This is a genomic window from Kitasatospora sp. NPDC057223, from assembly GCF_042669755.1.
In the GTDB taxonomy this organism is placed as follows: Bacteria; Actinomycetota; Actinomycetes; order Streptomycetales; family Streptomycetaceae; genus Kitasatospora.
The window spans coordinates 1-25500 of the sequence record NZ_JBHUWW010000035.1 but is presented as its reverse complement, the minus strand read 5'-3'; the positions used below and the strand labels follow the sequence as shown (position 1 = coordinate 25500).

The window sequence follows — 25500 nt, the reverse complement described above, 5'->3', positions numbered from 1 at the left end:
GCCCGGGGATCAGGCGTCGACGGGTGCGCCGGGGCCGAGCGGGATGCCGATCAGGTACCAGGCGACGAAGAACAGCACCCAGGCGATCGCCACCACGATGGTGTAGGGCATCATCAGCGACACCACCGTGCCGACACCCGACGTCTTCTTGTACTTCTGCGTCAGCAGCACGATGAACGGCAGGTAGACCATCAGCGGGGTGATCACGTTGGCGGGGGAGTCGCCGACGCGGTAGGCCGCCAGGACGGTCTGCGGTGCGATGCCGAGCTGCAGGAACAGCGGGACGAAGACGGGCGCGAGGATCGCCCACTTGGGGATCACCCCGGGGATGATCAGGTCCAGGATGATCGTGACCAGGATCAGTCCGAGCAGCAGCCAGAGCGGCCCGACGTCGGCCCGCTCCAGCACGTCCGCCAGCTTGACGGCCGCGACCGTCGCCATGTTGCTGTAGTTGAAGTAGGCGATGAACTGACTGATGATCAGGAGCAGGAAGATCAGCCCGCCGAGACCGGAGAAGGTCTTGGTGATGGCCTCCATCACGGCCGAGGTGCCCTTGAGGGTCCTGGCCCCGGTTCCGTAGCAGAGGCCGGTGACCAGGAAGATCAGCATGATCAGGAAGATCAGGGCGTCCATGAACGGCGAGTCGTCGAACAGGCTGCCGGTCTCCGGGTTGCGCAGCGGCGCCCCCGGGATGAAGGACAGCAGCGAGATCGCGACGGCCACCGCCAGCAGGCCCCAGAGCGCGTACCGCAGGCCCCGGCCCTCCTCCTCGGCGCTGACGTCGGGCTCCTCCGTCTGCTCGGCCACCGCGCCGCCGGTCCAGGCGCCGAGCCGGGGCTCCACGAGCTTCTCGGTGACGATGGTGATCACGACGGCGAGGAACAGCGTCGAGGCGATGCTGAAGTAGAGGTTCGCGGTGAGGTTGATCGTCTTCCCGGGGCTGACCAGCCCGATCGCCTCGTTGGTGATCTCGGTGACGATCCCGTCGACCGGGGTGATCAGCACGTTCACGCCGAAGGCCGCGCCGACGCCCGCGAAGGCGGCGGCGATGCCCGCCAGCGGATGGCGCCCGACGCTCATGAAGGCCACCGCCCCGAGCGGGATCAGGACCAGGTAGCCGGCGTCCGAGGCGACGCTCGACAGCACGCCGAGCAGCACGATGATGAAGGTCAGGCTCCCCGCCGGGGCGGTCCGCACCAGCTTGCGGACGAGGGCGGCGATCAGGCCCGCCTCCTCGGCGACGCCGACGCCGACCATCGCGACCAGGATGACCGCGACCACGCCGAAGTTGGTGAAGTTGGTGGTCGCCGACGTGAAGATGAACCTGACGCCGTCACCGGTCAGCAGGCTCTCGATCTTCGTCGTCTCCTGGTGGATCTCGTAGGGGTGGTCGTAGTTCGAGACCGGCGGCACCTGGGTCGACGGGTAGTCGGTGCCCCCGTCGTAGATCTCGTGCGCCGGGACGGGCACCGACTCGGCGGCGTCGTAGGTCACGGACACGTCGAAGGCGGCCAGGATCGCCGACAGCACGATGACCAGGGCGCACAGCGCCAGGAAGATCATCGCCGGGTGCGGGACCTTGTTGCCGACCTTCTCGATGCCGTCCAGCAGCTTCTGGCCGAGCGTTCTGCCGGCCGGCGCCGTCTCACCGCTCATGGCGGCTCACCTCGTCCCCCTCGGGAGTACCCGGCCGGACGTCGCCGGGCGCGGTGAAGGCGAGCGCGAACTCGGTCAGCAGGCGTGCCCCGAAACCGGTGCAGCCCTTGGGCCGCCAGGACGAGGCGCTGTCGTTCTGCGCCGGCCCGGCGATGTCGATGTGCGCCCACGGCAGACCGCCGACGAAGTCCTCCAGGAACAGCGCGGCATGGATGGCGCCGCCGTTCGGGCCGCCCATGTTCTTGATGTCCGCGACGTCCGAGTCCAGCTCCGCGCGGTAGCGCCGGGCGAGCGGCAGCTGCCAGGCCGGTTCGTCCGTCGCCCGGGCCGCCGCCAGCACCTGCTCCACCAGCGGCTGCCGGTTGCCGAACACCCCGGCGATCTCGGCACCCAGCGCGCGCATCGCGGCGCCGGTCAGCGTCGCGATGTCCACGACGGCGTCGGTCGGCTCCTCGGTCGCCAGCACCAGCGCGTCCGCCATGATCAGGCGGCCCTCCGCGTCCGTGTTGATCACCTCGACGGTGGCGCCGCCCCGGATCGACAGCACGTCACCGAGCTTGGTGGCCGTCCCCGACGGCATGTTGTCCGTGCACATCAGGTAGCCGGTCACGGCCGTGCGGCAGCCCAGCTCGCCGAGCACCGACATCGCCGCCAGGATCGCCCCGGCCCCCGACATGTCGTTCTTCATCGTCGCGTGCACGGCGTCGGCCGGCTTGAGGCTGATGCCGCCCGAGTCGTACATCACGCCCTTGCCGACCAGGGTCAGCCGGGTCGGGGACTCGCCGACCAGGTTCGGGGTGTACCGCAGCCGGATCATCCTGGCCGGGTCCGCGCTGCCGGCGTTCACGCCCAGCAGGCCGCCGCAGCCCATCGCGATCAGCTGCTCCTGGTCGAACACCTCGGCGGTGAGGCCGGTCTCCGCCGCCAGCCGGGTCGCACAGTCCGCCATCGCCGCGGCCGTCAGCATGCTCGGCGGCGAGTTGGCCAGGTCCCGCGCCAGCATCGTCGCGCGGGCGAAGAGCAGACCCCGCCGGACGCCGCGCCCGGCCGCCGCGACGTCCGGCTCCGGCACCAGCAGCGTCAGCGCCTCCACCGGGACGGCAGCCGGCTCGCGCTTCAGCGTCTCGAAGCGGTAGCGCGCCAGCAGGACACCCTCCACCACCGCCTGCGCGGCGGCCTGCGCGTCGAGCAGCGGGCCCGAGGGCACCACCACCGCGAGGCGCCCGGCGTGGGCGGCCGCGTTGGTGAACGCCGCCGCTCCGTCGCGCAGCGCCGTCGCGTCCAGCGCGTCCGCGTCGCCCGTCCCGAACACCACCACCGGCCCGCCGTCCGGCCGGGCACAGAGCGCGGCCCCGCCCGCCTGCCCCCGCACACCGACGGCTGCCAGTTGCTCCCTGGTCAGGCCCAGCCCGGCGGGCAGCTCACCGGCCGGTGCGACGGGCACACCCGGCAGGCCGTACCCGCCCTCGCCCGCGGCCGGCGTTCCGGCGGAAAGAGCGGCCACCGAGACCTCCGGCGGCCGCCCCCACGAGGGGATCGGGTCGAATCCGTCGCGTGCGTGTGGCATACCCGGCTCCAATCGTCCCCCCGGGGCCAGCCGCTCACGGGCCGACTCGTTCTCAGCGGAAGGGAATCCCAGACTTCTCACACCGCCGGGCCGGGCGCCTGCCGGACGGCCCCCGGTGTGCGCCGAACGGGTGGGCGGCGTCCGCCCCTCGGGCGTCGCCGCAGGCCGGGGTGCACCACCCGGTGCGGACCGGCCCGCGGAACCCGCCGGTACGTCAGCGATTCGCGACTTGCCACCCGTGGCCGCTCTGCGATGGTTGGGGGAAGGAGCACGCACGACGACCCCGGAGGTAGTACGGTGCCGGACTCGGATCGCGACGCCGGTGACGCCGCCCTCCTCGACGCCCTGTTCGGCGCGGCCCCGCGCGCCTGGTACGTCCTCGACGAGAACCTGCGCCTGGTCAACCTCAACCGGGCCGCCCGCACCCTGCACTGCCTGCCCGGCGACGAGGCCCGGGGCAGGCGCCTGGCCGACCTCGCGCCCGGCTTCCCCGCCGAGGAACTGACCGCACTCGCCGCCGAGGTCCTGGACACCGGCACCGCCGTGACCGGCCGGCTGATCCGCGGGAAGGTCGCCGGCAACGGGCCCGCCCCGCTCGCCCTCTCCGTCACCCTCTACCGGCTGGAGGGCCGCGGCCCCGGCCTGGATCCCGATCCCGGCCGGCCGATCGGCGTGGCCGCCGCCGTCGAGGACATCACCGCACGCCAGGGCGCCGCCGACCGGCTCGCGATCTTCCACGACGCCCAGGAGAGGATCGGCTCCACCCTCGACATCGCCCCGACCGCCCAGGAACTCGCCGACGTCACGGTGCCCCGCTTCGCCGACGCCACCGTCGTCGACATCCTGGACGAGACCTGGCGGGCCGGGCCCGCCCACGTCGGCGCCGTCTCGCCCGACCACCCGCTGCGCCGCGCCGCCTACCGCACCCTCCACGGCACCGAACTCCCGGTTTCCGTCGGGCGGCTCAAGACCTTCGTCTTCCCCACCCCGTTCACCCAGACCCTCGCCGACGTCCGGCCCCGCCTGATCTCCCGGCTGAGCTACGACGAGCCCTGGCTGGCCGCCGACCCGGCCTTCGGCGAACGCCTGGAGTCGGCCGGCGTGCACTCCATGATCGTCGTCCCCCTCGTCGTCCACGACGCCCTCCTCGGCCTGGCCGCCTACTACCGCTACGAACGCCCCGAGCCGTTCGACGACGACGACCTCGAACTCGCCCAGCGGCTCACCGACCGCGCGGCGTTCAGCATCGACAAGGCCCGCAGCTACGCCCGCGAACGGACCATCGCCACCGCCCTCCAGCGCTACCTGCTGCCCCAGCAGCCCCCGTCCGTCTCCGCCGTCGACGCCGCCCACCTGTACATACCGGGCGGCGCCGGCAGCGACTGGTACGACGTCATCCCGCTGTCCGGCGCGCGCGTCGCACTCGTCGTCGGCGACCTCGCCGGCCGGGGCATCGAGGCCGCCGCCACCATGGGCCAGCTCCGCACCTCGCTGCGCACCCTGGCCGCCCTCGACCTGACCCCCGACGAACTGCTGGAGCGCCTCGACGACACCGCCGAGCGGCTCGCCCAGGACAACGCCGCGGCCGCCCCCGGCACCGCCGTCTCCCCGACCGAGTTCCTCGCCTCCTGCCTGGTCCTCGTCTACGATCCGGTGTCCCGCCGCTGCACCGCCGCCCGCGCCGGACACCCGGCGCCCCTGGTGCTCGGCCCCGGCGGCGAGACCGTCGCCTTCGACGTACCGGCCGGTCCCCACCTCGGCGTCGGCGGCGCCGGGTACGAGGCCGCCACCATCGAACTCGCCGAAGGCAGCATCCTCGCCCTCTACACCGACGGCCTGGTGTCCGGCCGCGGCCGCGACACCTCCCTGGAGCGCCTGCACCTGCTGCTCGCCCAGCCCGGACGCACCCTCCAGGACCTGTGCGACTCCGCCGTCTACACCCTCGTCCCCAAGCGGCCCGACGACGACGCCGTCCTGCTGCTCGCCCGCACCCACCACCTCACCCAGGACAACGTCGCCGTCTGGACCTTTCCCGACGACCTCGCCGTGGTCTCCGACGCCCGCCGCCTCGCGGAGCGCCAGCTGACCGCCTGGGGCCTCGAAGACCTCGTCCACAGCACCCAGCTCATCGTCAGCGAACTCGTCACCAACGCGATCCGCTACGGCAAGGGCGCCGTCCAGCTGCGAATGATCCGCGACCGCAGCCTCATCTGCGAGGTCTCCGACCACACCAACACCGCCCCTCACCTGCGCCAGGCCCGCAGTACCGACGAGGGCGGCCGGGGCCTGTTCATCGTCATGCAGCTCAGCACCCACTGGGGCACCCGCTACCTGCGTGAAGGCAAGACCATCTGGTCCGAACAGCCCCTCCCCGGCGTGGAGGAGTAGCCCCGGGCGAGCCCGTACGGGTGACCGGTGCGCCCGCCCGGTGTGTGATGCGGGCCCGCGCGGCAGGCGTGCAGCACCCTGGGGCCGGTCGCCCGCCACCGGCGGGCGCGGACCCGAAAGGCCGGACCACCATGCTCCCCACCACCCCGCACCGCCGGTGGCGAACCACCGTGGCGGCCGGCGCCGTCTGCACGCTGCTGGCCCTCGCGGGCTGCTCCAGCAGCCCGAGCACGCCTTCGGCCTCGCCGTCGCCGTCGCCGTCGCCCGCGGCCTCCGGGTCCGCCTCCGCCTCGGCCACCGCGTCTGCGTCTGCGTCTGCGTCGGCCTCCGCCTCCGAGTCCGTGTCGGGGTCACCGAGTGCGACGCCCAGTGCTGCGGTGACGATCACGATCAAGGACTTCGCGTACGACCCCGTCGCGGTGACCGTGTCCCCCGGAGCGACGGTCACCGTCGTCAACCAGGACAACAGCACCCACACCGTCACCGCCAGGACCGGCAACGCCTTCGACACCGGCGTCATCCAGGCGAGCGGCGGCACCACCACGTTCACCGCCCCGACCCAGCCCGGCGACTACCCCTACATCTGCAGCATCCACACCTACATGCACGGCACCCTCACGGTGAAGTGAAGCCGACGCCCCGGTCACCGAGACCTCCGCTCGGTGACCTGCGCAATTGCGCAGGACCGGTGTGCACCCGCGACAATTGACGGATGCGGAATGCCACCGATCGACCCGCGCCAGGGCATGAACCGGGGCACGCACCGGCCCCGGCCGGCGAACCCGGCCGGCTCGCCGACGGCCCGCTGCTCGCGCTCCTCGACGCGCTCGGCTCCGCCTACTGCACGATCAGCGCCACCGGGACGGTCGAGCAGGTCGGCCGCTCCACCCCGTACCTGCTCGGCCACGCCGGGAACGCGCTCGCCGGCCGGCCCCTGCACGAGACGGTGTGCGTCCTCGGCCCGGGCGGCCGCCCCGGCCCGGTACGGACCTGCCCGATCCTCGCCTCCGTCCACGGCGGCCGTCCGGCGCACCGCGCCCACGACGTGTTCCGGCGTGCCGACGGCACCACCGTGCGGCTCGGCTGGGCGTGCCTGCCGAGACTGCGCGGCACCCGCGCCGACGGCGCCGTGCTGGTCCTGTGGCCGCTCACCACCGGGCCCGGCGCGCAGGCGGTGAGCATCGCCCGGGTCGAGGGTGCCCGGCAGCAGGCGGAGGACGCCGTCCTCGAACTGTCGTGGCTCTCCGAGGTGACCACCGAACTGGTCACCATGCTCGACCCCGACCGGGACCTCCCGCGGCTGGCCCGCCTGCTGGTGCCCCGGCTGGCGGACCGGGCCGCGCTGGACCTCTTCGACGGGCCCGGCAGCGTACGGCGGGCCGCGTACGCCGAGACCGGAGCGCGGGCGGACGCGGGGGCCGGCCCGAAGGGCACGACCCCGGGAGGCCCGTCCGCATTCCTGCTCGCGGCCGGCACACCGCTGGCCGCCGTGCTCGGCGGCGCAGGCACCCAGCTGCTCACCGCCGCCGACTCCGCCGCCGCCACCCTGCTGGTGGTTCCCCTGCGACTGCGCGAGCACGTCTTCGGCGCGATGACCCTGTCCCGGACCGGCCCCGGCCGGTCGTTCACCGACACCGAGGTGGAACTCGCCGAAGAGGTCGCCCGCCGTTGCGCCCTCGCCCTCGACAACACCCGGCTCTACAACCAGCAGGCCGACATCGCCGCCGTGCTCCAGCGCAGCCTGCTCACCGAGCTACCCCTGGTGGCCGGCCTGGAGCTCGCAGCCCGCTACCAGCCCGCGCAACGCGGCGCCGAGATCGGCGGCGACTGGTACGACGCCTTCCCGCTGCCCGACGGGACGCTCGCCGTCGTGATCGGCGACGTCGTCGGCCACGACCTCCAGGCGGCCTCCCGGATGGGCGCCCTGCGCAACATGCTGCGCGCCCTGGCCATCGACCGCGCCGTCGACCGGACCGAGGAACCCGGCGACACCCTGCGCCGCCTCGACGCGGTGGCCTGCCACCTGGACACCGCCGACTCCGCCACCGCCGTCCACGGCCACCTGCGCCCGGCCGCTGCGGACGGTCCGGCCGGCTGGACCTTCCGCTGGGCCAACGCGGGCCACCCGCCGCCCCTGCTGCTCGCCGCCGACGGCAGCACCACCCTCCTGGAGGGCGGCCGGGGCATCCTGCTCGGCGTCGAACCCGGACGCGCCCGCCCCACCGCCACCGTCGCGCTGCCGCCCGGCTCGACCCTGCTCCTCTACACCGACGGCCTCGTCGAATCCCGGCTGCTGACGCTCGACACCGGGATCGCCCGTCTGCGTGCGGCGGCCACCGCAGGCGCCGACCTCCCGCTCGGCCGCCTGTGCGACACCCTGATCGCCACCCTCGGCGACCGGGGCGACGACATCGCGGTGATCGCCGTCCGGGTGCCGCCCGCCCCGTGACCCGGCGCCGGACGCCCCCGCCCGGACGTTCCGCCCCGGCAGACCCGGATGGAACTCGGCCCAGACGGTCTTGCCCGACGGGCGCCGGGGATCAGCACCCCAGCGGGCGGCAAGGGCCTCGACCAGCATCAGGCCCCGGCCCGACTCGGCCTCCGGACCGGCGTCGGCAGGTGCCACCGGCTGCCGCTCGCCGCGTGAGTCGCAGACCTCGATCCGGAGCGTGGCGGTCGCCGTGGGGCCCGGCACCAGGAGTCGCAGCCGGAGCCCGAAATCGCGGCCGGGCAGCCGACCGTGGGTCACCGCGTTGGCGGCGAGCTCGGTGACCAGCAGGGCGGCGGTCTGCGAGGCCTCGGAGTCGCGCGGCCACCCCCAGTGCTCCAGCTGCCCGGTGACGGCCAGCCGGGCGAGCCGGACACCCCGCCGGGTGGAGGCGAACTGCCAGTTCCGGGGCAGCGCGTCGGTCATCGCTCGGACAGGGGAGATTTCGGATTTCATGCCACCGAGCCTGCCCGGCCGGCCCTACCCTGACGAGGAGGCGACCCGGTACTGAGCGTATGAGTACCGGCACGGACGGTTGACAGTCCGTCTCGGCGGTCGCGCCGGGTGCGGACGGCACGGCACGGCACGGTGGGGGTGGCCGCATTGGCAGGGGTGAACGAGGGGGCCGGGCGGACCGATCTGTCCGTGCAGGACCAGCACCACGAGCGTCGGCCGGATCCGCCCGACGACCCGGACGGCGTCACGGACTTCCTGCGCGCCATCGGCAAACAGGTCAAACTCCTGCGCGAGCAGGCCGGACTGACCCAGAAGGAACTGGGCGACCGGCTCGGCTACGGCGAGGACCAGATCTCCTCGCTGGAACGCGGACGGCGCACGCCGCAACCGGAGTTCCTGGAGGCCGCCGACGAATTCCTCGGCGCGGGCGGCCTGTTGAAGGTCACCAGGGACGACCTGACGAGGGCCCGGGCCAAGTCACGGGTGAAGCACCCCGCCTGGTTCCGGGACTACGCGCGGCTGGAGGCGGACGCGCTTGAGATCAACTTCTACAGCACCTTGACGGTTCCGGGCCTGTTGCAGACGGAGGACTACGCGCGGACGACCTTCACGGTCCGACAGCCACTGCTGGACGAGAGCACCATCGAGCAGCGAGTCGCTGCCCGGCTGGCCCGGCAGGAGATTCTGACGCGCTGGCCGGCACCGATGGTCTGCGCGGTCATCGAGGAGTCCGTGCTGCACCGCCTGATCGGCGGACCGTTCGTCCAGCGTGGACAGTTGGAGCACCTTCTTCACCTCGGCAGCCTGCGCAGCACGACGATCCAGGTGCTTCCGCTGGCCTGCGAGGACCACGCGGGCATGGACGGTCCGTTCATCCTGCTGTCGCCCAGGGCCAGGCAGCAGGTGGCCTATGTCGAGGTGCAGAACGTCAGCCGGCTGATTACCGATCCCGAGGAGGTTCGTATCCTGGCCGCACGGTACGGAAGCATCCGGGGACAGGCCCTCACGCCACGGGAGTCCCTGGCCCTGATCGAGAAGACCCTGGGAGAGCGATGAACGCCGAGGCCTGTGCGGAACTCATGTGGTTCAAGAGCAGCCACAGTGGCGGCGAAGGCGGCGAGTGCGTGGAGATCGCCGTCGATCCCGCCGCCGTCCACGTCCGGGACTCCAAGGACCGGCAGGGGCCGCAGTTCGCGTTCGACCGGGCTGAGTGGGCGGCGTTCGTACGGTTTGTGGCGCAGGTCTGAGCGGCCGGTCAGGGCGCGTCCGCCGCCTGAGATGCGGCGCGCCATTTCGTGTAGGAGCCGTGGAGGTCCGTGCAGTCGTAGGAGGGAAGCCCGTCGCCGTAGCCGCGGAGCTTGCGGTACGCGGTCTTGAGGTCGCCCTCGTTGGGGAAGTGGCCGAATGCGATCGCGAGTTCGATGACGTCCTCGATGGTGAGGACGGTCAGGTTGTGCTGGGTGGCGATTGCCTTCCCGCCCTGATCATCGATCGCGACGTACACCTCATGGCCCTGCTCCTGGAAGTGAACTCCGTGGGCGACGACGACCGCCTCGCCCAGGTCCTTCCGTTTTCGCAACGCCTGTTCGGCCTGGAAGCCGCGGATGTCCTCCAGTACCTCGATCACGCGGGCGGGGGCGTCCACGGCGAGCAGGGGAGGCAGGACTCGTACCACCGTGCTCGCGGTGAGCCGGTTCCACGGGTTGGTGATCTGCGGGTACTTCCTCGATTTTCCGGCTACCTCGTCGCACACCTCCTGAGGTACCAACAGGGTGAGTCCGGCTCGCCTGAGAACGTCGATGAGGAGTCGGTGCAGACCGGCTCCGACGAAATGCACACAGATCACGGCATCCAGGATGCAGAGCGATTCCGCGTGCAGGGGCCGACCGATCTCGGCAGCCCCGTCGTCGCCCTCGGACAATCGACCGACCCTCCCTGTTGCAACCGCGCTACTGCCCGCTCTGTCGGCCGGCTGATCCGTGAGCGAGCAGACGCCCGAGGTCGGCGCGCCGCGTTGCCGGCGGCGTCACCGTGATTCCGGCTTCCTTCAACGCTGCCTCGGTCTCGTGGATCGAACGCCCCTCCAGGCCGGCCAACGCCCTTATTCCGATGCGGTTCTCACGATACGCCAGTATCGCCCGTTCCAGGATGCGGCGAGGGGGGCGCACGGTGTTAGCGGCTGATTGTTCCTGTTCGTACGCGGGGCCCCATCCGTACCGCTGGGCAAGTTCTGCTCCGGACGGTCCTTTCAGGGACTTCTTCAACGATGCTGAAATCAGGCCCATGTGCTCGATCTGGATGAGGACGACGGCCAGGCTGACGCGAAAATGGCGCGCCATCAGTGCGACGACCCGCTCACCGCACGGGTGTTTCTCCGCGTCGATGACCGGGTTGGGCCTGGTGCCCAGCCAGGACAGGATGCCGTCCTCCGGTGCGAGCAGGTGGCGCGCGAACGCGTTGCAGCGCTCCTCCGCCGGAGATCGCTCGTCGCCGATCTGGTGCTCGGCCGTACCGTCCTCCAGTAGCAGGTGTCCCAGCTCGTGGCCGAACGTGAAGCGTTGCCGTTCGGGTACCTCACAGGCACGCACGGCAACGAGAGTTGTCCTGCGGACCGGGTCGGTCAGAGTGAACCCGTCCACTGTTTTGGGGAGTTGGACTACTGCGGTGTCCACTCCCGTGAGCTGCTCGATCAGTTCGTCGATGTCGGCGATCGGCGCGGTGCCCAGATCGAGTGTGAGGCGCACTGCGGCGGCGAGGTCCTTGCCCTGCAGCTCCGGTGACCGGGATGCCTGGGGGAGAGGGACGCCCGCAGGCCTGCGCTGCTGGCGTTGTTCGTCCGGCGCCGGGCCCGCCCGGTCGAGCCGGGCGTCCAGTTCCAGGATCTGCAGGGACTGGCGGAGGGCCTCCTCGCGGTCCGCCTCGACGAGTGTGTTGATCCTTGCCGCGATCTGCACCCGTTCCCGGACGGGGTTCCCGCTGGTGATCAGCCGAAGCGGGATCTCCAGCGCCTCCGCGATTCGGTCGATCTCCGCGAGTGTCACAGCCGCCCTGGTGCCGTGTTCGATGCGATGAAGGGTGGATTGGGAGAGACCCGCCCGGTCGGCCAGCTGCCGCTCGGTGAAGCCGGCCCGCTCGCGCTCTCGTCGGATCCGTTCCCCCGTGCGTTCGAGATCCACGTAGCACCTCCTCTTGAATCAATTCTACGGCTTTGATTCAGAACCGCCAGAGGTATGTCTACCAGTCGCCACTGTCACGGCCGGGTATCAAGGTTCGACCTCACTCGGATGGGCGTAGCCGGTTACGGACAGTCCCCACCCCGGGTGGTCTTCAGGGCCGGGCCGGCGCGTACCGTTGCCGCATGGCGGACGAAGGCTTGGGCGGCCCGGGCGGGGACCTCGACGCGGGCGGCGGAGATCCGGCCTGTTGGCTGAACCGGATCTGCCCGGAGTGCGACGCGGTGATGGACTCGGCCCCGCCGACGGTGTGCCCGCGGTGCGGGGCCGAGGTGCTCCCGGAGTAGGCGTTCGGTCCGGTCAGCGGCCGGTGGGCCGGGAGCCGAGGGGGCCGTCCGGGCCGAGGGCGAGGCGGGCGAAGCGTTCGCCGATCAGGCGGTAGCCGGCGGTGTCCGGGTGGAGGTCGTCGGGCAGCGGGAGGGCGGCGTAGTCCCCGGCGCCGTAGAGCTCGCGGCCGTCCAGGTAGTGCAGGTGCGGGTCCGTCTTGGCGCGCAGGGCCGTGATGTGGGCGAGTTCGCGGCGGATGCTGTTGAGGCTCAGGCGGCCCGTCTCGGTCTCCTCCGGGGTGCCGTGGGTGATGAACCGCAGCTCCGGGGAGTCGGGGTCGGCGAGGGTGGGGCCGGGGGAGTCCTCGACGGGCGGGCAGAGGATGGGGGAGACCACCAGCAGCGGGGTGTCCGGGTGGCCGTCGCGGACGGTGTCGAGGAACCCGTGGACGGCCGGGCCGAACGAGCGCAGCCGGAAGGCGTCGGCGTTGACCACGTTGATGCCCAGCTTGAGGCTGATCAGGTCGGCCGGGGCGTCCCGGATCGCGCGGGCGGTGAAGTGGTCGACCATCGCGTTGCCGCCGAGGCCCAGATTGACGAGGTCGACGCCCGCGAGGCGGGCCGCGACGGCGGGCCAGGTGTCGGTGGGGTTGGGGGTCTCGGAGCAGTGGCTGATCGAACTGCCGTGGTGCAGCCAGGTCGCCCGGCCGGTGGGCGCGGGGGCGTCGACGGGGGCGTCGGTGTGCAGGGCGATCAGTTCGGTGCGTTCGGTGTGCGGCAGCCAGATCTCGATGTCCTTCACGGCGTCGCCGAGGCCGCTGAACCGGGCCCGGCCGGGCGCCCCGGGGATGACGCGGGCGCGGCCGCCGATCTCCATCTGCTGGATGTCGCCGCCGGGCACGGTGGTCTGCCCTACGGGCCGGCCGTCGACCAGCAGCTCGTAGACGCCGTCCCGCTCCTGCGGGGCGCCCGCCCAGACGGTCTTGGTCGGCCGGGTCTCCAGCTCCACGGTGGCGGCGGCCGTGCGGAAGGCGAGCCGGACACCGCAGGGCTGGCCCTCGACCAGCCCGATGTAGTCGTCGGGGAACTGCGCGCGGGCGGCGGCGGGCAGCCGGTGCGGCACCAGGCCGTCCGCCGTGTGCTCCAGGTCCAGCGCGCCACGGATGGCGACGGGCCCGTCGGCGGTGAGGGCGGTGGTGACGAACGTGGGCATCGGGGCACTCCTCGAAGGGGCGGGGCAGGAATGTGAGCGCTCCCATCCTTGCCCGACCGGGCGCCGGGCCGGAAGAGGGCCCTCGGATCCGGCCGCGACGGGCCCGCTGTGGAGGGATTGAGGAGTACGCACCAAGGCGTGCGCGAAGTCTGGTCAAGCTACTGACTCCTCGGTAACTTACCGATGCGTAGGCGGAGTCCCGCCTCGGAGTGCATGCATGCCTCGAACCCCCACCCGAAGGACAGTCATGCCGAAAACCGTACGCTCCGTGCTGCCCGGACGCGCCAGATCCCGGCGGCTGACCGGCCTGCTCGCCGGCTGCGCCCTGTTCGCCGGTGCGCTGGCGGGCGCCGCCCCCGCCGCCTCCGCCCAGACCGCCGCCGACCCGGTGGCCGCCGCCAAGGCCCTGGCCGCCCCGCTCGTCCCCGGCGCCAACAACTGGTCCTGCAAGCCGAGTTCCGCCCACCCCCGGCCGGTGGTGCTGGTGCACGGGACGTTCGCCACCGGGTCGGTCAACTGGCTGACCATCGCACCCGCGCTGGCCGCCGACGGGTACTGCGTGTTCGCCCTGACGTACGGCGAGCAGCCCGGGATCCCCGTCCTGCGGGCGATCGCGCCCGTCCCCGACTCCGCCGCTCAGCTCGCCACCTTCGTCGACGGTGTGCTCGCCGCGACCGGGGCGGCCAAGGCCGACCTGGTCGGCCACAGCCAGGGCGGCGGCCTGACGCCGCGCTACTACCTGAAGTTCAACGGCGGCGCCGCCAAGGTGCACACCCTCGTCGGCATCGCGCCGAGCAACCACGGCACGACGCTCGCCGGGCTGGCCACCCTCGCGCAGTCCATCCCCGGCGCGATGGACATCGTCGCCTCGGCCTGCCCGGCCTGCGCCGACCAGGTCGTCGGTTCGTCCGTGCTGACCAGGCTCAACGCCGGCGGCGACACGGTGCCGGGGGTGTCCTACACCAACATCATCACGCGCTACGACGAGGTGGTGACGCCCTACCGGACCCAGGCGCTGACCGGCCCGGACGTGCACAACGTCCTGGTGCAGGACCTCTGCCCGGCCAACAGCCCGGACCACGTGCTGATGGCGGTCGACCCGGTGGTGGGCCACGAAGTCCGGCACGCGCTCGACCCCGCGCACGTCGGCGAGGCGGACTGCTGGGCGAACCTCACCGGCTGACCGCACGCCCGTCCCCCGTAGAACCCCCACACGTGGGCGCCCCCAGGCCCACGGGCCCCCACCCGGTGACCCCCCGCCGCAGGAAGCCCCCCGACGGCGGGGGGTCGCCGGCCACCCGATCCACCGCCCGCCGAGCTGTCCTGAATTCCCCCGTGAGGAGCCAGGAATGCACCTGAGGAAGGCACATCCGAAGGCGTCGCGCCCGAGAGCGGCGCGCCTGCGGGCCGGGGCCGTACTGGCCGCCGCCGCCACCGTCTTCGCGCTCGCCGCACCCACTCCGTCGGCCGGCGCACCCACGGCGGCCCCGCCGGACCACTGCGCCGGCCGGTGCGTCGACATCCTGCCGCCGGGGGAGAACGGCAACGCCACGCTGGCGGACATCCTCGGCAACCGCGCCTTCGGCACCCGCCCCGCGCACACCGACGACCAGCTCGGCCCGTACGCGGCCCTCGCACAGGCCTACCCCGGCCTGACCGCGGCCCAGTTGGGCAGCTTCTTCAACGACGCCTCGTTCGGCGTGCCCGCCGCGCAGGTGGCGAGCAGCATCAGCCCGCGGCCGGACGTCACCATCGTCCGCGACAAGGCCACCGGAGTCCCGCACATCACCGGTACCACCCGGTACGGCACGGAGTACGGCGCGGGCTACGCGGCCGCGCAGGACCGGCTCTGGGTGATGGACCTCTTCCGGCACGTCGGGCGGGGGCAGCTCTCCGGATTCGCCGGAGGAGCCGCCGCCAACCGGGAGTTGGAACAGAGTTTCTGGCAGGCCGCCCCCTACACCGAGGCCGAGCTCCAGCAGCAGATCGACACCGCCTTCGGCACCGGACCGCGTGCCCAGCAGGCCCTGGCCGACGCCCGGGCGTACCTCGACGGGATCAACACCTACATCGACAAGGTGTACCAGGCGCGGACGTTCCCCGGTGAGTACGACCTCACCGGGCACATCGACTGGTTCACCAACGCGGGCGGCATCGAGCACTTCCAGCTCACCGACCTGGTGGCGCTGGCCGCCGTCATCGGTGCGCTGTTCGGCTCCGGCGGCGGTGGCGAACTCGCCTCCGCCCAGGTCCGGTCGGCCGCCGAGGCACAGTACGGGACGGCCGCCGGCGACGCCCTGTGGTCCTCGCTGCGCGAGGCCGACGACCCCGAGGCCGTGCAGACCCTCCACGACGGGCAGAGCTTCCCGTACGCCCAGCCGCCCGCGAACCCGCAGGGCACCGCGGTGCCCGACCCCGGCTCGGTCGTCCCCGAGCCGATGATCCACGACGCGACCGGTACGGGGGCCTCGCTCGCACCCACCGCCGCGCCCGGGGTGCTGCCCGGCAACCTGCTCACCGCCAAGCACGGCATGTCCAACGCCCTGGTGGTGTCCGGGAAGTACACCGACGACGGGCACCCGGTCGCCGTCTTCGGGCCGCAGACCGGCTACTTCGCCCCGCAACTGCTGATGCTGGAGGAGTTGCAGGGCCCCGGCATCAGCGCCCGGGGCGCCGCCTTCGCCGGGCTCAGCTTCTACGTCGAGCTGGGGCGCGGCCAGGACTACGCCTGGAGCGCCACCTCCGCCGGGCAGGACATCACCGACACGTACGCCGTCCCGCTCTGCACCGCCGACGGCTCACCGGCCACCCTGGCCGCCACGTCCTACCTGTGGCACGGCACCTGCACGCCGATGGAGCGGCTGGAGCGGAAGAACTCCTGGGCGCCGACCACCGCCGACGCGACCGCGGCCGGCTCCTACACGCTGGTGATGAACCGGACGAAGTACGGGCTGGTGTCGGCCCGGGGCACGGTCGGCGGCAAGCCGGTGGCGTTCACCTCCCTGCGGTCCACGTACCGGCACGAGGCCGACTCCATTGTGGGGTTCCAGATGCTGAACGACCCCGGTGCCGTGCACGATCCGGCGAGCTTCCAGCAGGCCGCGCAGAACATCAACTACACCTTCAACTGGTTCTACGCGGACTCCGCCCACACCGCGTACTACAACTCCGGCAGCAACCCCGTCCGGGCCGACGGCGTCGACCCGGGGCTGCCGGTGCTCGCCCAACCGGCCTACGAGTGGCGGGACTTCGACGCCGTCACCAACACCGCCCGGTACACCCCGGCGGCGGAGCACGCGCAGTCCGCCGACCAGGACTACTACATCTCCTGGAACAACAAGCAGGCCGGCGGCGTGGCCCCGGCCGGGTTCGGCAACGGTTCCGTCCACCGCGGCGACCTGCTGGACGACCGGGTCGGCGCCCTGGTGCGCGGCGGGACGAAGGTCGGCCGGGTCAACCTCGTCCAGGCGATGGAGAGCGCCGCGCTGGCCGACCTGCGGGCCGAGGACGTGCTGCCCGAGCTGCTGCGGGTGATCCGCAGCGCGCCGGTCACCGACCAGGCCCTGGCGGGCACCGTCCAGAAGCTGGAGAACTGGCGGGCGGCGGGAGCGTTGCGGCGCGAGACCTCCGCGGGCAGCCACACGTACGCGGACGCCGAGGCCGTCCGTACGCTCGACGCGTGGTGGCCGCTGCTCGCGCAGGCCGAGTTCCGGCCGGGCATGGGCGAGCCGCTGTTCGCCGCGCTCACCGGCGCGCTGCAGATCAACGAGTCGCCGTCGGGCGGCCAGACCGGGCCGGTGGGGGCCGGCAGTGTCTCCGCCAACGAGTCCGTCCCGCACAAGGGTTCGGCCTTCCAGTACGGCTGGTGGAGCTACGTCGACAAGGACCTGCGGGCCGTCCTCGGCGAGCCGGTGGCCGGCCCGCTGGCCCGGCCGTTCTGCGGCGGCGGCGATCTCGGCGCCTGCCGGCAGACGCTGCTGGACAGCCTGCGGCAGGCCGCCGCGCAGACCCCGGCCCAGGTCTACCCCGGGGACGCGGACTGCCCGGCGGGTGACCAGTGGTGCGCCGACACCATCATCCAGCGCCCGCTGGGCGGGGTCACGGACGCGAAGACGACCTGGCAGAACCGGCCGACGTACCAGCAGGTGGTGCAGTTCCAGAGCCACCGCTGACCGGCCCGGCCGGCCGGGGCCGGGGCGGAACCGGGGGCGGTGCCGGGAGCGGGGCCTCGGGCGGGGAGAAACCCTCGCCCTTGGCCCGGCGCTCCAGGCCGACCCAGACCAGGTCCATCACCCGGCGCGCGGTGTCCTGCGGCTGTTCGCCGGGAACGCCGAGGGCCCACTCGGCCAGCGCGTCGGCGGCGCCGACCAGGGCGTGCGCGACGGCCGCGGCCTCCCGCCGCAGCGCCGCGTAGTCACCGCCACCGGGGCCCCGCCCGGTCGACTCCATCGACCGGCGGACCAGCCCCGTGACGGTGTCGACGATCTCCGCCCTGGTCCGGGCGACCTGCGACGCCAGGGTGTCGCTCTGGGTGCGGGCCTGCTGGTAGAGCACCACCCAACTGGCCCGGTGGTCGGCGACGTACGCGAAGAAGGCGGTCAGCCCGCGCCAGAGCAGGTCGGCCGGGTCGCCGTCGTCGGCCCGGGTCGCCGCGCCGATGACGTTGACCAGGCGGTCGGCCTCCCGGGCGATGCACGCACTGAAGATCTCCTCCTTGGAGCCGAGGTACTGGTACAGCAGCGGTTTCGACACCTGGGCCTGCTCGGCGACCTCGTCCATCGAGGCGGCGTGGAAGCCGTGCCGGGAGAAGACCTGGACGGCGGCGTCGAGCATCTGCTGTTCGCGCACCTTGCGCGGTAGGCGCTTGCGGCCGGGCTGCGGATGATCCATGGGCGCCAGGGTAGCCAGCCGGGAACAGAGCTGACCGATCGGTAAGTTACTTCCCGGTGAACCGATCCCCGACGTTCTCCTCCGCTTCCTCCGCTTCCTCCACTCCTTCCGCTTCCGCCGGGGCCGGTGCGGTCAGGTGCGCCAGGTCGGCGAGCACCTCGGAGGCGATCACCGGGTCGAGATCACCGAGCCGCAGCGGGTGGTCGTCCAGCGGGTGGTGGTCGCCGGGCTCCCCGGCCAGCCAGACGGTCGTCAGGGTCTGCTCGGGGAACTCGTCGACCACGCCGGCCGCGATCCCGTTGTCCAGGGCGATCACCAGGTACCGGCCGGGGCCGAGCCGGCGGGAGATCCAGCGCTCCACACCGGCGTCCTGCGGCACGCCGCGCTCCCAGCCGCGGCGCCGGAGACCGAGCAGGCGGCCCACCGGTACCGTCCGGCCCTCGAAGCGGGTCAGCCGGTAGCCGGTCGCCTCGGCGGGGGTCAGGCTGTGCACCGGGCGGTCGAGCTGGGGGAAGGGCTGCGGTATCCCGTGCACCGCGACGGCCGCGGACCAGGCGGCCCGGCCGCCGTCGCCCAGGTGCAGCGGATGGGCCAGCCGGACGCTCGCGTCCTCGGGCAGCGCCACCGCCGCGCCCGCCGCGTCGGCGAGCGTGCCGGGCCCGGTCACCTGGAACGCCGTGACGACTCCGCGCGACTCGCTCAGCCACACCAGCCCGCGCAGCAGGTTCCGGAGCAGCGGCCCCTGGGCGAGCAGGGCGCGGAACTCGGCCGCCGTCCAGGAGCGTTGCGCCACCAGCGCGGCCTCCAGGCGCCGGAGCCGGCTGTCGGCGGCGGCGCGGACCTCCTTCTTGAGGGCCGTGAAGCGCGCGCGTCCGGCGCCGGCCGCCTCCGCGTCGTCCCGGGCGCCCGGGGCGGGCAGCTCCCCGCGCCGCCGGCCGTCCTCGTCGAGCACGTACGGGCGCAGCCGTCCGTCGAAGTCGAAGCCGACGGTGAAGCGGCGCGGGCCGTAGTCGATGACGGTGCGGCCCTCATCGTCCAGCCCGAAGTCGGGCACCAGGCGGTCGGCGAGCTGCTCGTCGGTGAGCCCGAGGGCGGCGGCGACCTCGGCGATCCGCTCCTGCGCCCGGGCCCTGAGTGCCTTGAACTGCGAGCGTCGGGCCACGTCGTGCAGGTGCAGCAGAGCGACGTCGGTGCCGATCGCGGTGAGCACGTCCAGGCCCTCCACCGCGCGCTGGTGGACGCCCTCGCCCGGCCAGCCGCGGACGACCGGGGTGAGCAGGCGCACCACGGCGTCGTCACCGAGCGGGCCGAGGGCGTGCAGCGCCCAGGCGTCCTTGGGCGGCATCCCGGCCGCGCGCCACTGCTCGAACAGGGCCCAGGCGAACCCGGCGAGCGAGCCGGGATCGCAGAACTCCCGGACGGTGGCCAGGCCCGGGTAGGGGGCGCCGGGGCGGGACAGGGCCAGCACGGTGACGAGGTGCCGGACGGCCCCGACGGGCAGCGCGCCGCCCTGCCGGGCCGCGATCCGGGGCAGCAGCACGACGTCCAGCCAGTCGCCGGGCACCGGCACCCTGGCGGGCAGCGAGTTTTCCAGCGGGTCGCTGGAGACCAGCTCCCGGACGGCGGCGGCCGCCTCGGCGCCGTACTCGGCGGCGACCGCGTGGACGGCCTCGGCGCCGTGCGCGGCGGCGACCAGCAGCAGCGCCTGTTCGGCGTGGCGGCGGGCCGGGCCGGCCGGCCCCACGGCGTCGGGCACCAGCAGCCGGGCGGCGCCCGTGCCGTGCCGGGCGAACCACTCCCGGGCGGTGGCGTGCACGGACTTGAGGCGGACCAGCCACTCGGCCATCAGCCGGGCGCAGCCCAGCTCCAGGAACGGCAGCAGCAGGCCGGCCAGCGTGCCCGGGTGGTGGGTCGCGGCCTGCCGGGCGAGCGGCAGCGCGTCGAGTCCGTAGCGGGCGACGATCGGCCGGTAGGTGCCGGGGCCGTCCCCGTCCCAGAACAGCTCGGGGGCCCAGTGGGCGAGGCTCGGGCGCAGCGGTTCGACCGGCCCGTTGGCGAACAGGCCGATCAGCTCGTGCGGGCGGAGCCGGCCCTGCTGCTGTGCGAGCAGGGCCTCGTCCCAGTCGGAGGAACCCCGCCAGCGCGAGTACCAGGTGCGGGCGGTGGCCCAGCTCTCCTGCTCGCCGGGCAGCCAGTGCACGGCCGGCCCGCCGATCGGCAGCAGGCCGTCCACGGTGTGCGGTGTCGGCCGGGCCCGCCTGCGGGTCCACGGCGGCGCGGCGAGCAGGGCGGGCAGGGCCCCGGCGGGCAGCTCCTCCACCGGCGGGCCCGGGTCGGCCAACGGTGCGACGAGGGCCGCGAACCGCTCGGGCAGGCCGGGGAGTGCGGCGGCGGCCAGGTCGCGGTGGGCGTGGACGTGGGTGACGAGCAGCTGCCGGGCCGGCGCGGCACGCTTGGCGTCCGGACCGAGGGACGCCTCGGCGAGCAGTCGCAGCGCCCGGACGGGGTAGCGGCGGCTCGCCGCGAGCAGGTGCGGCTGGGCGTGGCGGTCGTCCACGCGGGTGAGCAGGGCGGCGAACGCCTCGTCGGACGGCAGCTGGGCCAGCACGCCGCAGATCAGCTTCACGGCGTCGCCGTCGAGCCAGGCCGGGCTTGTCAGCCGCTCGGCGAGCAGGGGCACGAAGCCGGGCCCCACGCCCTCGGCGAGGGTGGCGAGGGTGGCGAGCGACCAGCCCTGCCAGCCCAGCTCGGCCTTTCCGCCGAGTGCGTCGAGGTGCCCGGGGGTGCTGAGCGAGCAGAGCAGCAGCGTGCGCAGCGTGCCGTCGCCGCCCTGACCGGCGGCCGCGTTGCCCTTGGCCAGGCATTCGTCCACCCAGCCGGTCTCGGTGGGCACGAGGTAGGAGACCACGATCCGGCCGGCCCGGCTGCTCCGTTCGCGGTAGGGGGCGAGCGCGGCGACGGTCGCCCGGTAGGCGTGCTCGTCGGTGGCCGCGAGCAGGGCGCGCACCCGGTCCGCCGTCGCGCGCCGGGAGTCGCCGTACGACCAGCGCTGACCCTGCGGCTGCGCGTTCACCCGAATGTTGCGGCGCCCGGCGCCACGGAAGTCCCAGGTCGCGTACACCCCGCGCAGTTCGACGGCCGCGCGGGCGGCGAAGGGGAGGCCGTGGGCGGTGGCCCAGTCGTCGGCGAAGACGCGCAGGTCGGCGGTCGAGGTCTCGGCCAGCGCGGCGAGGACGGCGGCGCCGAGCGGGTCGGCGCCGCCGCGCCGGTGCGCCCGGGCGGCCTCGACGAGGGCGGGGTCGCTGGTCGGGTTGGCCAGGGCCTGGTCGATCCAGCCGGCGGCTTCGGTGAGCAGCTGTCCGGCCCGTGCCCCGGCGTCGGCCGCCGGGGTGGCCGCGCGGCGCACGCCGCCCCGCCGGGGGTGCAGATGGCGGCGCCAGGTGGCGGGGAGGGTGAACGCGTCCTCGTCCGGAAGGCCGGCGGGGGCGGGGGCGGGTGCGGTTACCGGGGAGGCGGCCGGGGCGGGGGCTGCGGGGGGTGTCGGGGCGCCGGCCTCGCGGTAGCCCTTGCGCTCCTTCTCGCCGATGGCCCGGGCCAGGTGGCGGTCCGCCTCGGCGGCCGAGCCGAACGACTTCACCTGGGTCCGCCCCGCGGTGCCGGTGCGGCCGTAGCGGACGGTCACCTCGGCGCCCTCGGCCGCGGCCTCCCAGAACTTGTCCGAGCCGTCGCCCGTGTACTCCCAGCGCCGCACGCCTGCTCCGTTCCGTTACCGCCGGTCCCGGTGACCGGCCGGGGTCACGGTAGCCGAGGGTGCCGACAGTGCCCGGGCCGGACGACACGGAGCGGTGTATTGCGTGATGAGACAGGCAAAAGCCGTTGTTCGGCCGAAAATAGGTCGATCATCAGGAAGCTCCCACAGCAGCAGCGCAACCGCGGGACGGTCCGGGGACGGAAGAAGGTGGCGGGCGTGCAGGCGGATCCACGGCTCGGCGCAGGGCACGGCCCCGACGCGGGGGACCGGCCGGTGCTCCGGAGGTGGCCCTCCTGGGGTGCGGTCGCCGGGGCGGTCGTCTTCTACTGCCTCTCGCTCACGCCCTCGATGCTGCCCCGGGCCTGGTGGCTCCAGGGCGTCGAGGCCGGGGTGACGGCGGCGATCGGCTACGGCTTCGGCGCGCTGATCGGGGCCGTCGTCCGGCGGCTCGGCGGCCGGCCGGGCCCCGGGGTGCGGCGGGTGGCGTGGCCGGCGCTGGCGGTGGCCGGTTCGGTGCTGGTGGTCGCGGTGACGGCGTGGAGCGTGCGCTGGCAGGGGGACGTCCGGCGAGCCGTCTCGCTGCCGCCGGAGATCTCGTGGTGGCGGTGGGCGCTCGTCCCGGTGGTCGCGCTGCTGTTCGGCGCGCTGATCGTGCTGGTGGCCCGGCTGCTGCGGCTGGCGACCAGGATCGTCGTGCGCGCGCTGGACCGGGTGGTGCCGCGGCCCGTCGCGCTCGGCGCCGGTGTCGCCGTGGTGGTGTTCCTGGTGGTCGGTTTCGTCCAGGGCTTCCTCGGGTCGGGCGTGCTGCGCGTGGTCGAGCAGGCCGCCTCGCTGACCGACCAGGGCACCTCGCCGGGGATCGTCCAGCCGGAGCTGGCGACCCTCTCGGGCAGCCCCGCCTCCCTGGAGTCCTGGGGCAGCCTCGGCTCCAAGGGCCGGGACTTCGTCGGCACCGCCGCGACCAGGGCCGAGCTGTCCGCGTTCGCCGGGCACGAGGCCGAGGACCCCGTCCGGGTCTACGTGGGCCTGCGGTCCGCCGACACCCTGCAGGGGCGGGCCGACCTGGCCGTCGCCGAGCTGGAACGCACCGGGGGCTTCACCCGCAAGGTGCTGGCCGTGATGGGCACCACCGGCAGCGGCTGGATCAACACCCAGGGCAGTGCGCCGCTGGAGTACATGTACGCGGGCGACAGTGCGATGGTGGCCCTGCAGTACTCGTACCTGCCGAGCTGGGTCTCCGTCCTGACCGAGGACGAGGCCGCGGACGCCGGCCGGGCCCTGTTCGACGCCGTCCACGCGAAGTGGGAGACGCTGCCGGCCGACAGCCGGCCCCGCCTGCTGGTGTACGGCGAGAGCCTCGGGTCCTTCGCGACGGAGGAGGCCGTGGACGGGCAGCTGGCACGGCTGACCACGGAGACCGACGGCGCGCTGCTGGTCGGTCCGACCTTCGACAACCCGGTCTGGGACCACGTCACCGACGGCCGTGAGCCGGGCAGCCCGGTCTGGCGCCCGGTGTTCGAGGACGGCCGCTCGGTGCGCTTCGCCCAGGTGCCCGCCGACCTGGACATCCCGGCGCAGCCCTGGGACGGCACCCGGATCGTCTACCTGCAGAACGGCTCGGACCCGATCGTCTGGTGGAGCCCGGGTCTGCTCGTGCACAGGCCCGAGTGGCTGGACGACCCGCGCGCCAAGGACGTCTCCCCCGCGATGCGCTGGTACCCGGTCGTCACGTTCTGGCAGGTGGCCTGCGACCTGGCGGGCGCCAACGACGTGCCGGCCGGGTTCGGGCACCGGTACGGCACCCTGCCCACCAACGCCTGGGCGGCGATCGCCGCACCGGCCGGCTGGACGGCCGCGGACACCGAGCGGCTGGCGGTCCTGCTGGGCTCCTGACGGGGCCGGGGCGGCTACTTCTCCAGGTGCACCTGAGGGGCCGAGCGCGGCGGCGGCGGGACGGCCGGCGCGCCGGGCGGGGCGAGAGCCGACGAGGCGGCGGACGGAGCGAGCCTGACGGGGCGCCCCTGCGCCGCGCTGCGCTGCTCGAAGTCCGGCGGCAGCCAGCCCCTGGTCAGCAGCCGGGGGTGGGCCGGGAACGACGTGGTGGCCGCCAGGACGAACATCAGCGAGGCCCACGGCGTCTGCAACTGGACGGTGGTGTAGCCGCCGCCGTACATGTCGTGGAACCCGGCCAGCAGGAGGTCGGGCCCGGCCAGGTCGACCGACTCCAGCCCGTCCCAGGACAGGTGCAGCGGGCACTGCGGGTGGCCGAAGAGGACGTGCCGGTCGGTGACGGTCACCTCGCCGGTGCCGTCCAGTACCCAGCGCGGCTGGGCGGCGAGTTCGGCGTTGCGCCGGCGGTTGGCGTTGCCGATCGCCGAGGCGGCCAGCGCGCCGATGACGAACGCGGGCCCGCCGATCGCGAACGTCGAGTTCCGGGTGTAGCTGCCGTCCCCCAGCGCCCGCCAGCTCAGCCGGTGCGCGGGGCCCACCGCGAGGGCCCGCTCGCCGGGCTCCAGCCGGGCCCGGGTGGCCACCACGGGACGCTGCCCGACCCGCTGCTCGCGGATGTCGGCGAGGATGTCGCAGGTGTACCAGAGGTACTCGTCCAGTGTGGACCAGGCCTGCGGGCCGGCCCCGTTGGCATGTGGATCGTGCATGCGCTGCTTCCCCCCGGGAGCAAGAGATTCCCATCCGCCGTGCCGACGGCGTCGGGCCAATCTACCCGGTCCGGTCCGGCCGACGGTCCGTCACTCCAGCGCGTGCAGCAGGAAGCCCGTCACGATGCCCAGGGCGTTGGTCGCCCAGTGCAGCCCGGCCGGCGCGAGCAGGCTGCCGCTGCGCCGGCGCAGTTCGCAGAAGAGCACCCCGGCCAGGCCGGTGAACAGGACGGTGCCGGCCTCCACGACCACCACGCCGAGGACGGACTGCCCGAACGCCGACCCCAGCGCGGGCTTGTCGTCCGTGAGGTGGAGCGACGGCAGGATGTGCCAGAGCCCGAACAGCAGTGAGGAGCCGATGGTGGCGACGCGGACGGTCCAGCCCTTGCGGAGCAGGCCGTAGAGCACGCCGCGGAACCCGATCTCCTCCAGCAGCACGGTGCCCAGCGGCAGTCGCACGAGGACCTCGAAGGCCACCGTGCCTCCGCTGTCGCCCTCGGTGCGGCGGTCGCTGAACAGCCCCTGGGTGAACGGCAGCAGCGCCCCGACCAGGTAGACCGCCGCCACCAGGGCGATCAGGGTGCCCGCCCAGCGGGCACCGCGGCCGAGGTCGGCGCGGCCGAGGCCGGCGTCCGTCCAGGTGCCGCCGGCCAGGTGCAGGACGGCGAGCAGCAGGGCGGCCGTGACCGGCGCGGTGAGCAGGTAGGCCGAGGGCGCGAGCCGGTTGTTCAGGACGTTGGCGGCGGCCAGCAGCAGGACGCTGAGGCCGACGCCCGTCCGCAACCCGATCCGGAAGCCGCTGACAGCGCGCCAGAACCCGTGATCCACTCTCGCCTCCTCGCAGCCTCCTCCCATCCTCGGCGCCGCCGGCGGGGATCGCCCGGGGAAACGCCGCTGCCTGCGGGGGAATGCGGCGGGCCGGCCGGGCTCGTTGG

The 25500-nt window shown here is 73.6% G+C and carries 17 protein-coding genes and 1 pseudogene; 8 read left to right on the top strand and 10 right to left on the bottom strand.

What is annotated here, in order from left to right:
- Positions 1–9: 9 nt before the first annotated feature.
- Positions 10–1656, bottom strand: coding sequence for an AbgT family transporter (locus ACFUK0_RS15365; RefSeq protein WP_380250171.1), 1647 nt, complete (start codon positions 1654–1656; stop codon positions 10–12).
- The gene (locus ACFUK0_RS15360) at positions 1646–3223 is read right to left on the bottom strand and encodes a leucyl aminopeptidase family protein (RefSeq protein ID WP_380250169.1); all 1578 of its coding nucleotides are present in this window, start codon (positions 3221–3223) and stop codon (positions 1646–1648) included. Before ACFUK0_RS15360 ends, ACFUK0_RS15365 begins: the two co-directional genes overlap by 11 nt.
- 297 nt (positions 3224–3520) lie before the next feature.
- Between ACFUK0_RS15360 and ACFUK0_RS15355 the strand changes: the two genes are divergently transcribed.
- From ACFUK0_RS15355 to ACFUK0_RS15345, 3 genes are all read left to right on the top strand, one after another.
- Complete coding sequence (locus ACFUK0_RS15355; RefSeq protein ID WP_380250167.1) at positions 3521–5611, top strand: SpoIIE family protein phosphatase; 2091 nt, start codon at positions 3521–3523, stop codon at positions 5609–5611.
- A gap of 47 nt (positions 5612–5658) precedes the next feature.
- A complete protein-coding gene (locus ACFUK0_RS15350) occupies positions 5659–6240 on the top strand; it encodes a cupredoxin domain-containing protein (RefSeq protein ID WP_380250227.1) in 582 nt (193 codons plus the stop codon).
- A gap of 83 nt (positions 6241–6323) precedes the next feature.
- Positions 6324–8060 (top strand): SpoIIE family protein phosphatase, encoded by a 1737-nt coding sequence (locus ACFUK0_RS15345; protein ID WP_380250165.1) that lies wholly within the window; start codon positions 6324–6326, stop codon positions 8058–8060.
- Positions 8061–8129: 69 nt separating this feature from the next.
- Here the strand turns inward: ACFUK0_RS15345 and ACFUK0_RS15340 are convergent.
- Positions 8130–8525, bottom strand: a pseudogene (locus ACFUK0_RS15340) (ATP-binding protein); the annotation flags it as partial.
- 219 nt (positions 8526–8744) lie between these two features.
- Between ACFUK0_RS15340 and ACFUK0_RS15335 the strand changes: the two are divergent.
- Both ACFUK0_RS15335 and ACFUK0_RS15330 read left to right on the top strand, forming a co-directional pair.
- On the top strand, positions 8745–9611 hold the full coding sequence (locus ACFUK0_RS15335; RefSeq protein ID WP_380250163.1) for a helix-turn-helix domain-containing protein: 867 nt from the start codon (positions 8745–8747) through the stop codon (positions 9609–9611).
- Positions 9608–9802 carry a DUF397 domain-containing protein gene (locus ACFUK0_RS15330; protein WP_380250161.1) on the top strand — a complete coding sequence of 65 codons (195 nt, stop codon included), beginning with the start codon at positions 9608–9610 and terminating at the stop codon, positions 9800–9802. The genes ACFUK0_RS15335 and ACFUK0_RS15330 overlap by 4 nt, the downstream gene beginning before the upstream one ends.
- An 8-nt stretch (positions 9803–9810) precedes the next feature.
- Here the strand turns inward: ACFUK0_RS15330 and ACFUK0_RS15325 are convergent, their stop codons facing one another.
- From ACFUK0_RS15325 to ACFUK0_RS15315, 3 genes are all read right to left on the bottom strand, one after another.
- Positions 9811–10476, bottom strand: coding sequence for a hypothetical protein (locus tag ACFUK0_RS15325; protein ID WP_380250159.1), 666 nt, complete (start codon positions 10474–10476; stop codon positions 9811–9813).
- 28 nt (positions 10477–10504) lie between these two features.
- On the bottom strand, positions 10505–11731 hold the full coding sequence (locus tag ACFUK0_RS15320) for a helix-turn-helix domain-containing protein (protein ID WP_380250157.1): 1227 nt from the start codon (positions 11729–11731) through the stop codon (positions 10505–10507).
- A gap of 357 nt (positions 11732–12088) precedes the next feature.
- Positions 12089–13267, bottom strand: coding sequence for a GDSL-type esterase/lipase family protein (locus ACFUK0_RS15315; protein WP_380250155.1), 1179 nt, complete (start codon positions 13265–13267; stop codon positions 12089–12091).
- A 247-nt stretch (positions 13268–13514) separates the two neighbouring features.
- Between ACFUK0_RS15315 and ACFUK0_RS15310 the strand changes: the two genes are divergently transcribed.
- Positions 13515–14450 (top strand): esterase/lipase family protein, encoded by a 936-nt coding sequence (locus tag ACFUK0_RS15310; RefSeq protein ID WP_380250153.1) that lies wholly within the window; start codon positions 13515–13517, stop codon positions 14448–14450.
- Between the two features lie 166 nt (positions 14451–14616).
- Complete coding sequence (locus ACFUK0_RS15305; protein WP_380250151.1) at positions 14617–17439, top strand: penicillin acylase family protein; 2823 nt, start codon at positions 14617–14619, stop codon at positions 17437–17439.
- Here ACFUK0_RS15305 and ACFUK0_RS15300 read toward each other — a convergent pair.
- Together ACFUK0_RS15300 and ACFUK0_RS15295 are read right to left on the bottom strand one after the other, a co-directional pair.
- Positions 17366–18157, bottom strand: a complete 792-nt coding sequence (locus ACFUK0_RS15300) for a TetR/AcrR family transcriptional regulator (protein ID WP_380250149.1) — start codon at positions 18155–18157, stop codon at positions 17366–17368. The two genes, ACFUK0_RS15305 and ACFUK0_RS15300, sit on opposite strands and share 74 nt — an antisense overlap.
- 46 nt (positions 18158–18203) lie before the next feature.
- Positions 18204–21908 (bottom strand): DUF4132 domain-containing protein, encoded by a 3705-nt coding sequence (locus ACFUK0_RS15295; RefSeq protein ID WP_380250147.1) that lies wholly within the window; start codon positions 21906–21908, stop codon positions 18204–18206.
- A gap of 216 nt (positions 21909–22124) precedes the next feature.
- Between ACFUK0_RS15295 and ACFUK0_RS15290 the strand changes: the two genes are divergently transcribed.
- The gene (locus ACFUK0_RS15290; RefSeq protein ID WP_380250145.1) at positions 22125–23801 is read left to right on the top strand and encodes an alpha/beta hydrolase; all 1677 of its coding nucleotides are present in this window, start codon (positions 22125–22127) and stop codon (positions 23799–23801) included.
- 14 nt (positions 23802–23815) lie between these two features.
- Here the strand turns inward: ACFUK0_RS15290 and ACFUK0_RS15285 are convergent, their stop codons facing one another.
- Complete coding sequence (locus ACFUK0_RS15285) at positions 23816–24565, bottom strand: hypothetical protein (RefSeq protein WP_380250143.1); 750 nt, start codon at positions 24563–24565, stop codon at positions 23816–23818.
- Positions 24566–24655: 90 nt separating this feature from the next.
- On the bottom strand, positions 24656–25393 hold the full coding sequence (locus tag ACFUK0_RS15280) for a CPBP family intramembrane glutamic endopeptidase (protein WP_380250141.1): 738 nt from the start codon (positions 25391–25393) through the stop codon (positions 24656–24658).
- Positions 25394–25500: the final 107 nt, after the last annotated feature.

Coding starts and splice junctions, on each gene's coding strand:
- ACFUK0_RS15330 (WP_380250161.1), top strand. CDS start 9,608: ATGAACGCCGAGGCCTGTGCGGAACTCATGTGGTTCAAGAGCAGCCAC.
- ACFUK0_RS15300 (WP_380250149.1), bottom strand. CDS start 18,157: ATGGATCATCCGCAGCCCGGCCGCAAGCGCCTACCGCGCAAGGTGCGC.
- ACFUK0_RS15360 (WP_380250169.1), bottom strand. CDS start 3,223: ATGCCACACGCACGCGACGGATTCGACCCGATCCCCTCGTGGGGGCGG.
- ACFUK0_RS15350 (WP_380250227.1), top strand. CDS start 5,659: ATGCGGGCCCGCGCGGCAGGCGTGCAGCACCCTGGGGCCGGTCGCCCG.
- ACFUK0_RS15345 (WP_380250165.1), top strand. CDS start 6,324: ATGCGGAATGCCACCGATCGACCCGCGCCAGGGCATGAACCGGGGCAC.
- ACFUK0_RS15285 (WP_380250143.1), bottom strand. CDS start 24,565: ATGCACGATCCACATGCCAACGGGGCCGGCCCGCAGGCCTGGTCCACA.
- ACFUK0_RS15315 (WP_380250155.1), bottom strand. CDS start 13,267: ATGCCCACGTTCGTCACCACCGCCCTCACCGCCGACGGGCCCGTCGCC.
- ACFUK0_RS15305 (WP_380250151.1), top strand. CDS start 14,617: ATGCACCTGAGGAAGGCACATCCGAAGGCGTCGCGCCCGAGAGCGGCG.
- ACFUK0_RS15310 (WP_380250153.1), top strand. CDS start 13,515: ATGCCGAAAACCGTACGCTCCGTGCTGCCCGGACGCGCCAGATCCCGG.
- ACFUK0_RS15365 (WP_380250171.1), bottom strand. CDS start 1,656: ATGAGCGGTGAGACGGCGCCGGCCGGCAGAACGCTCGGCCAGAAGCTG.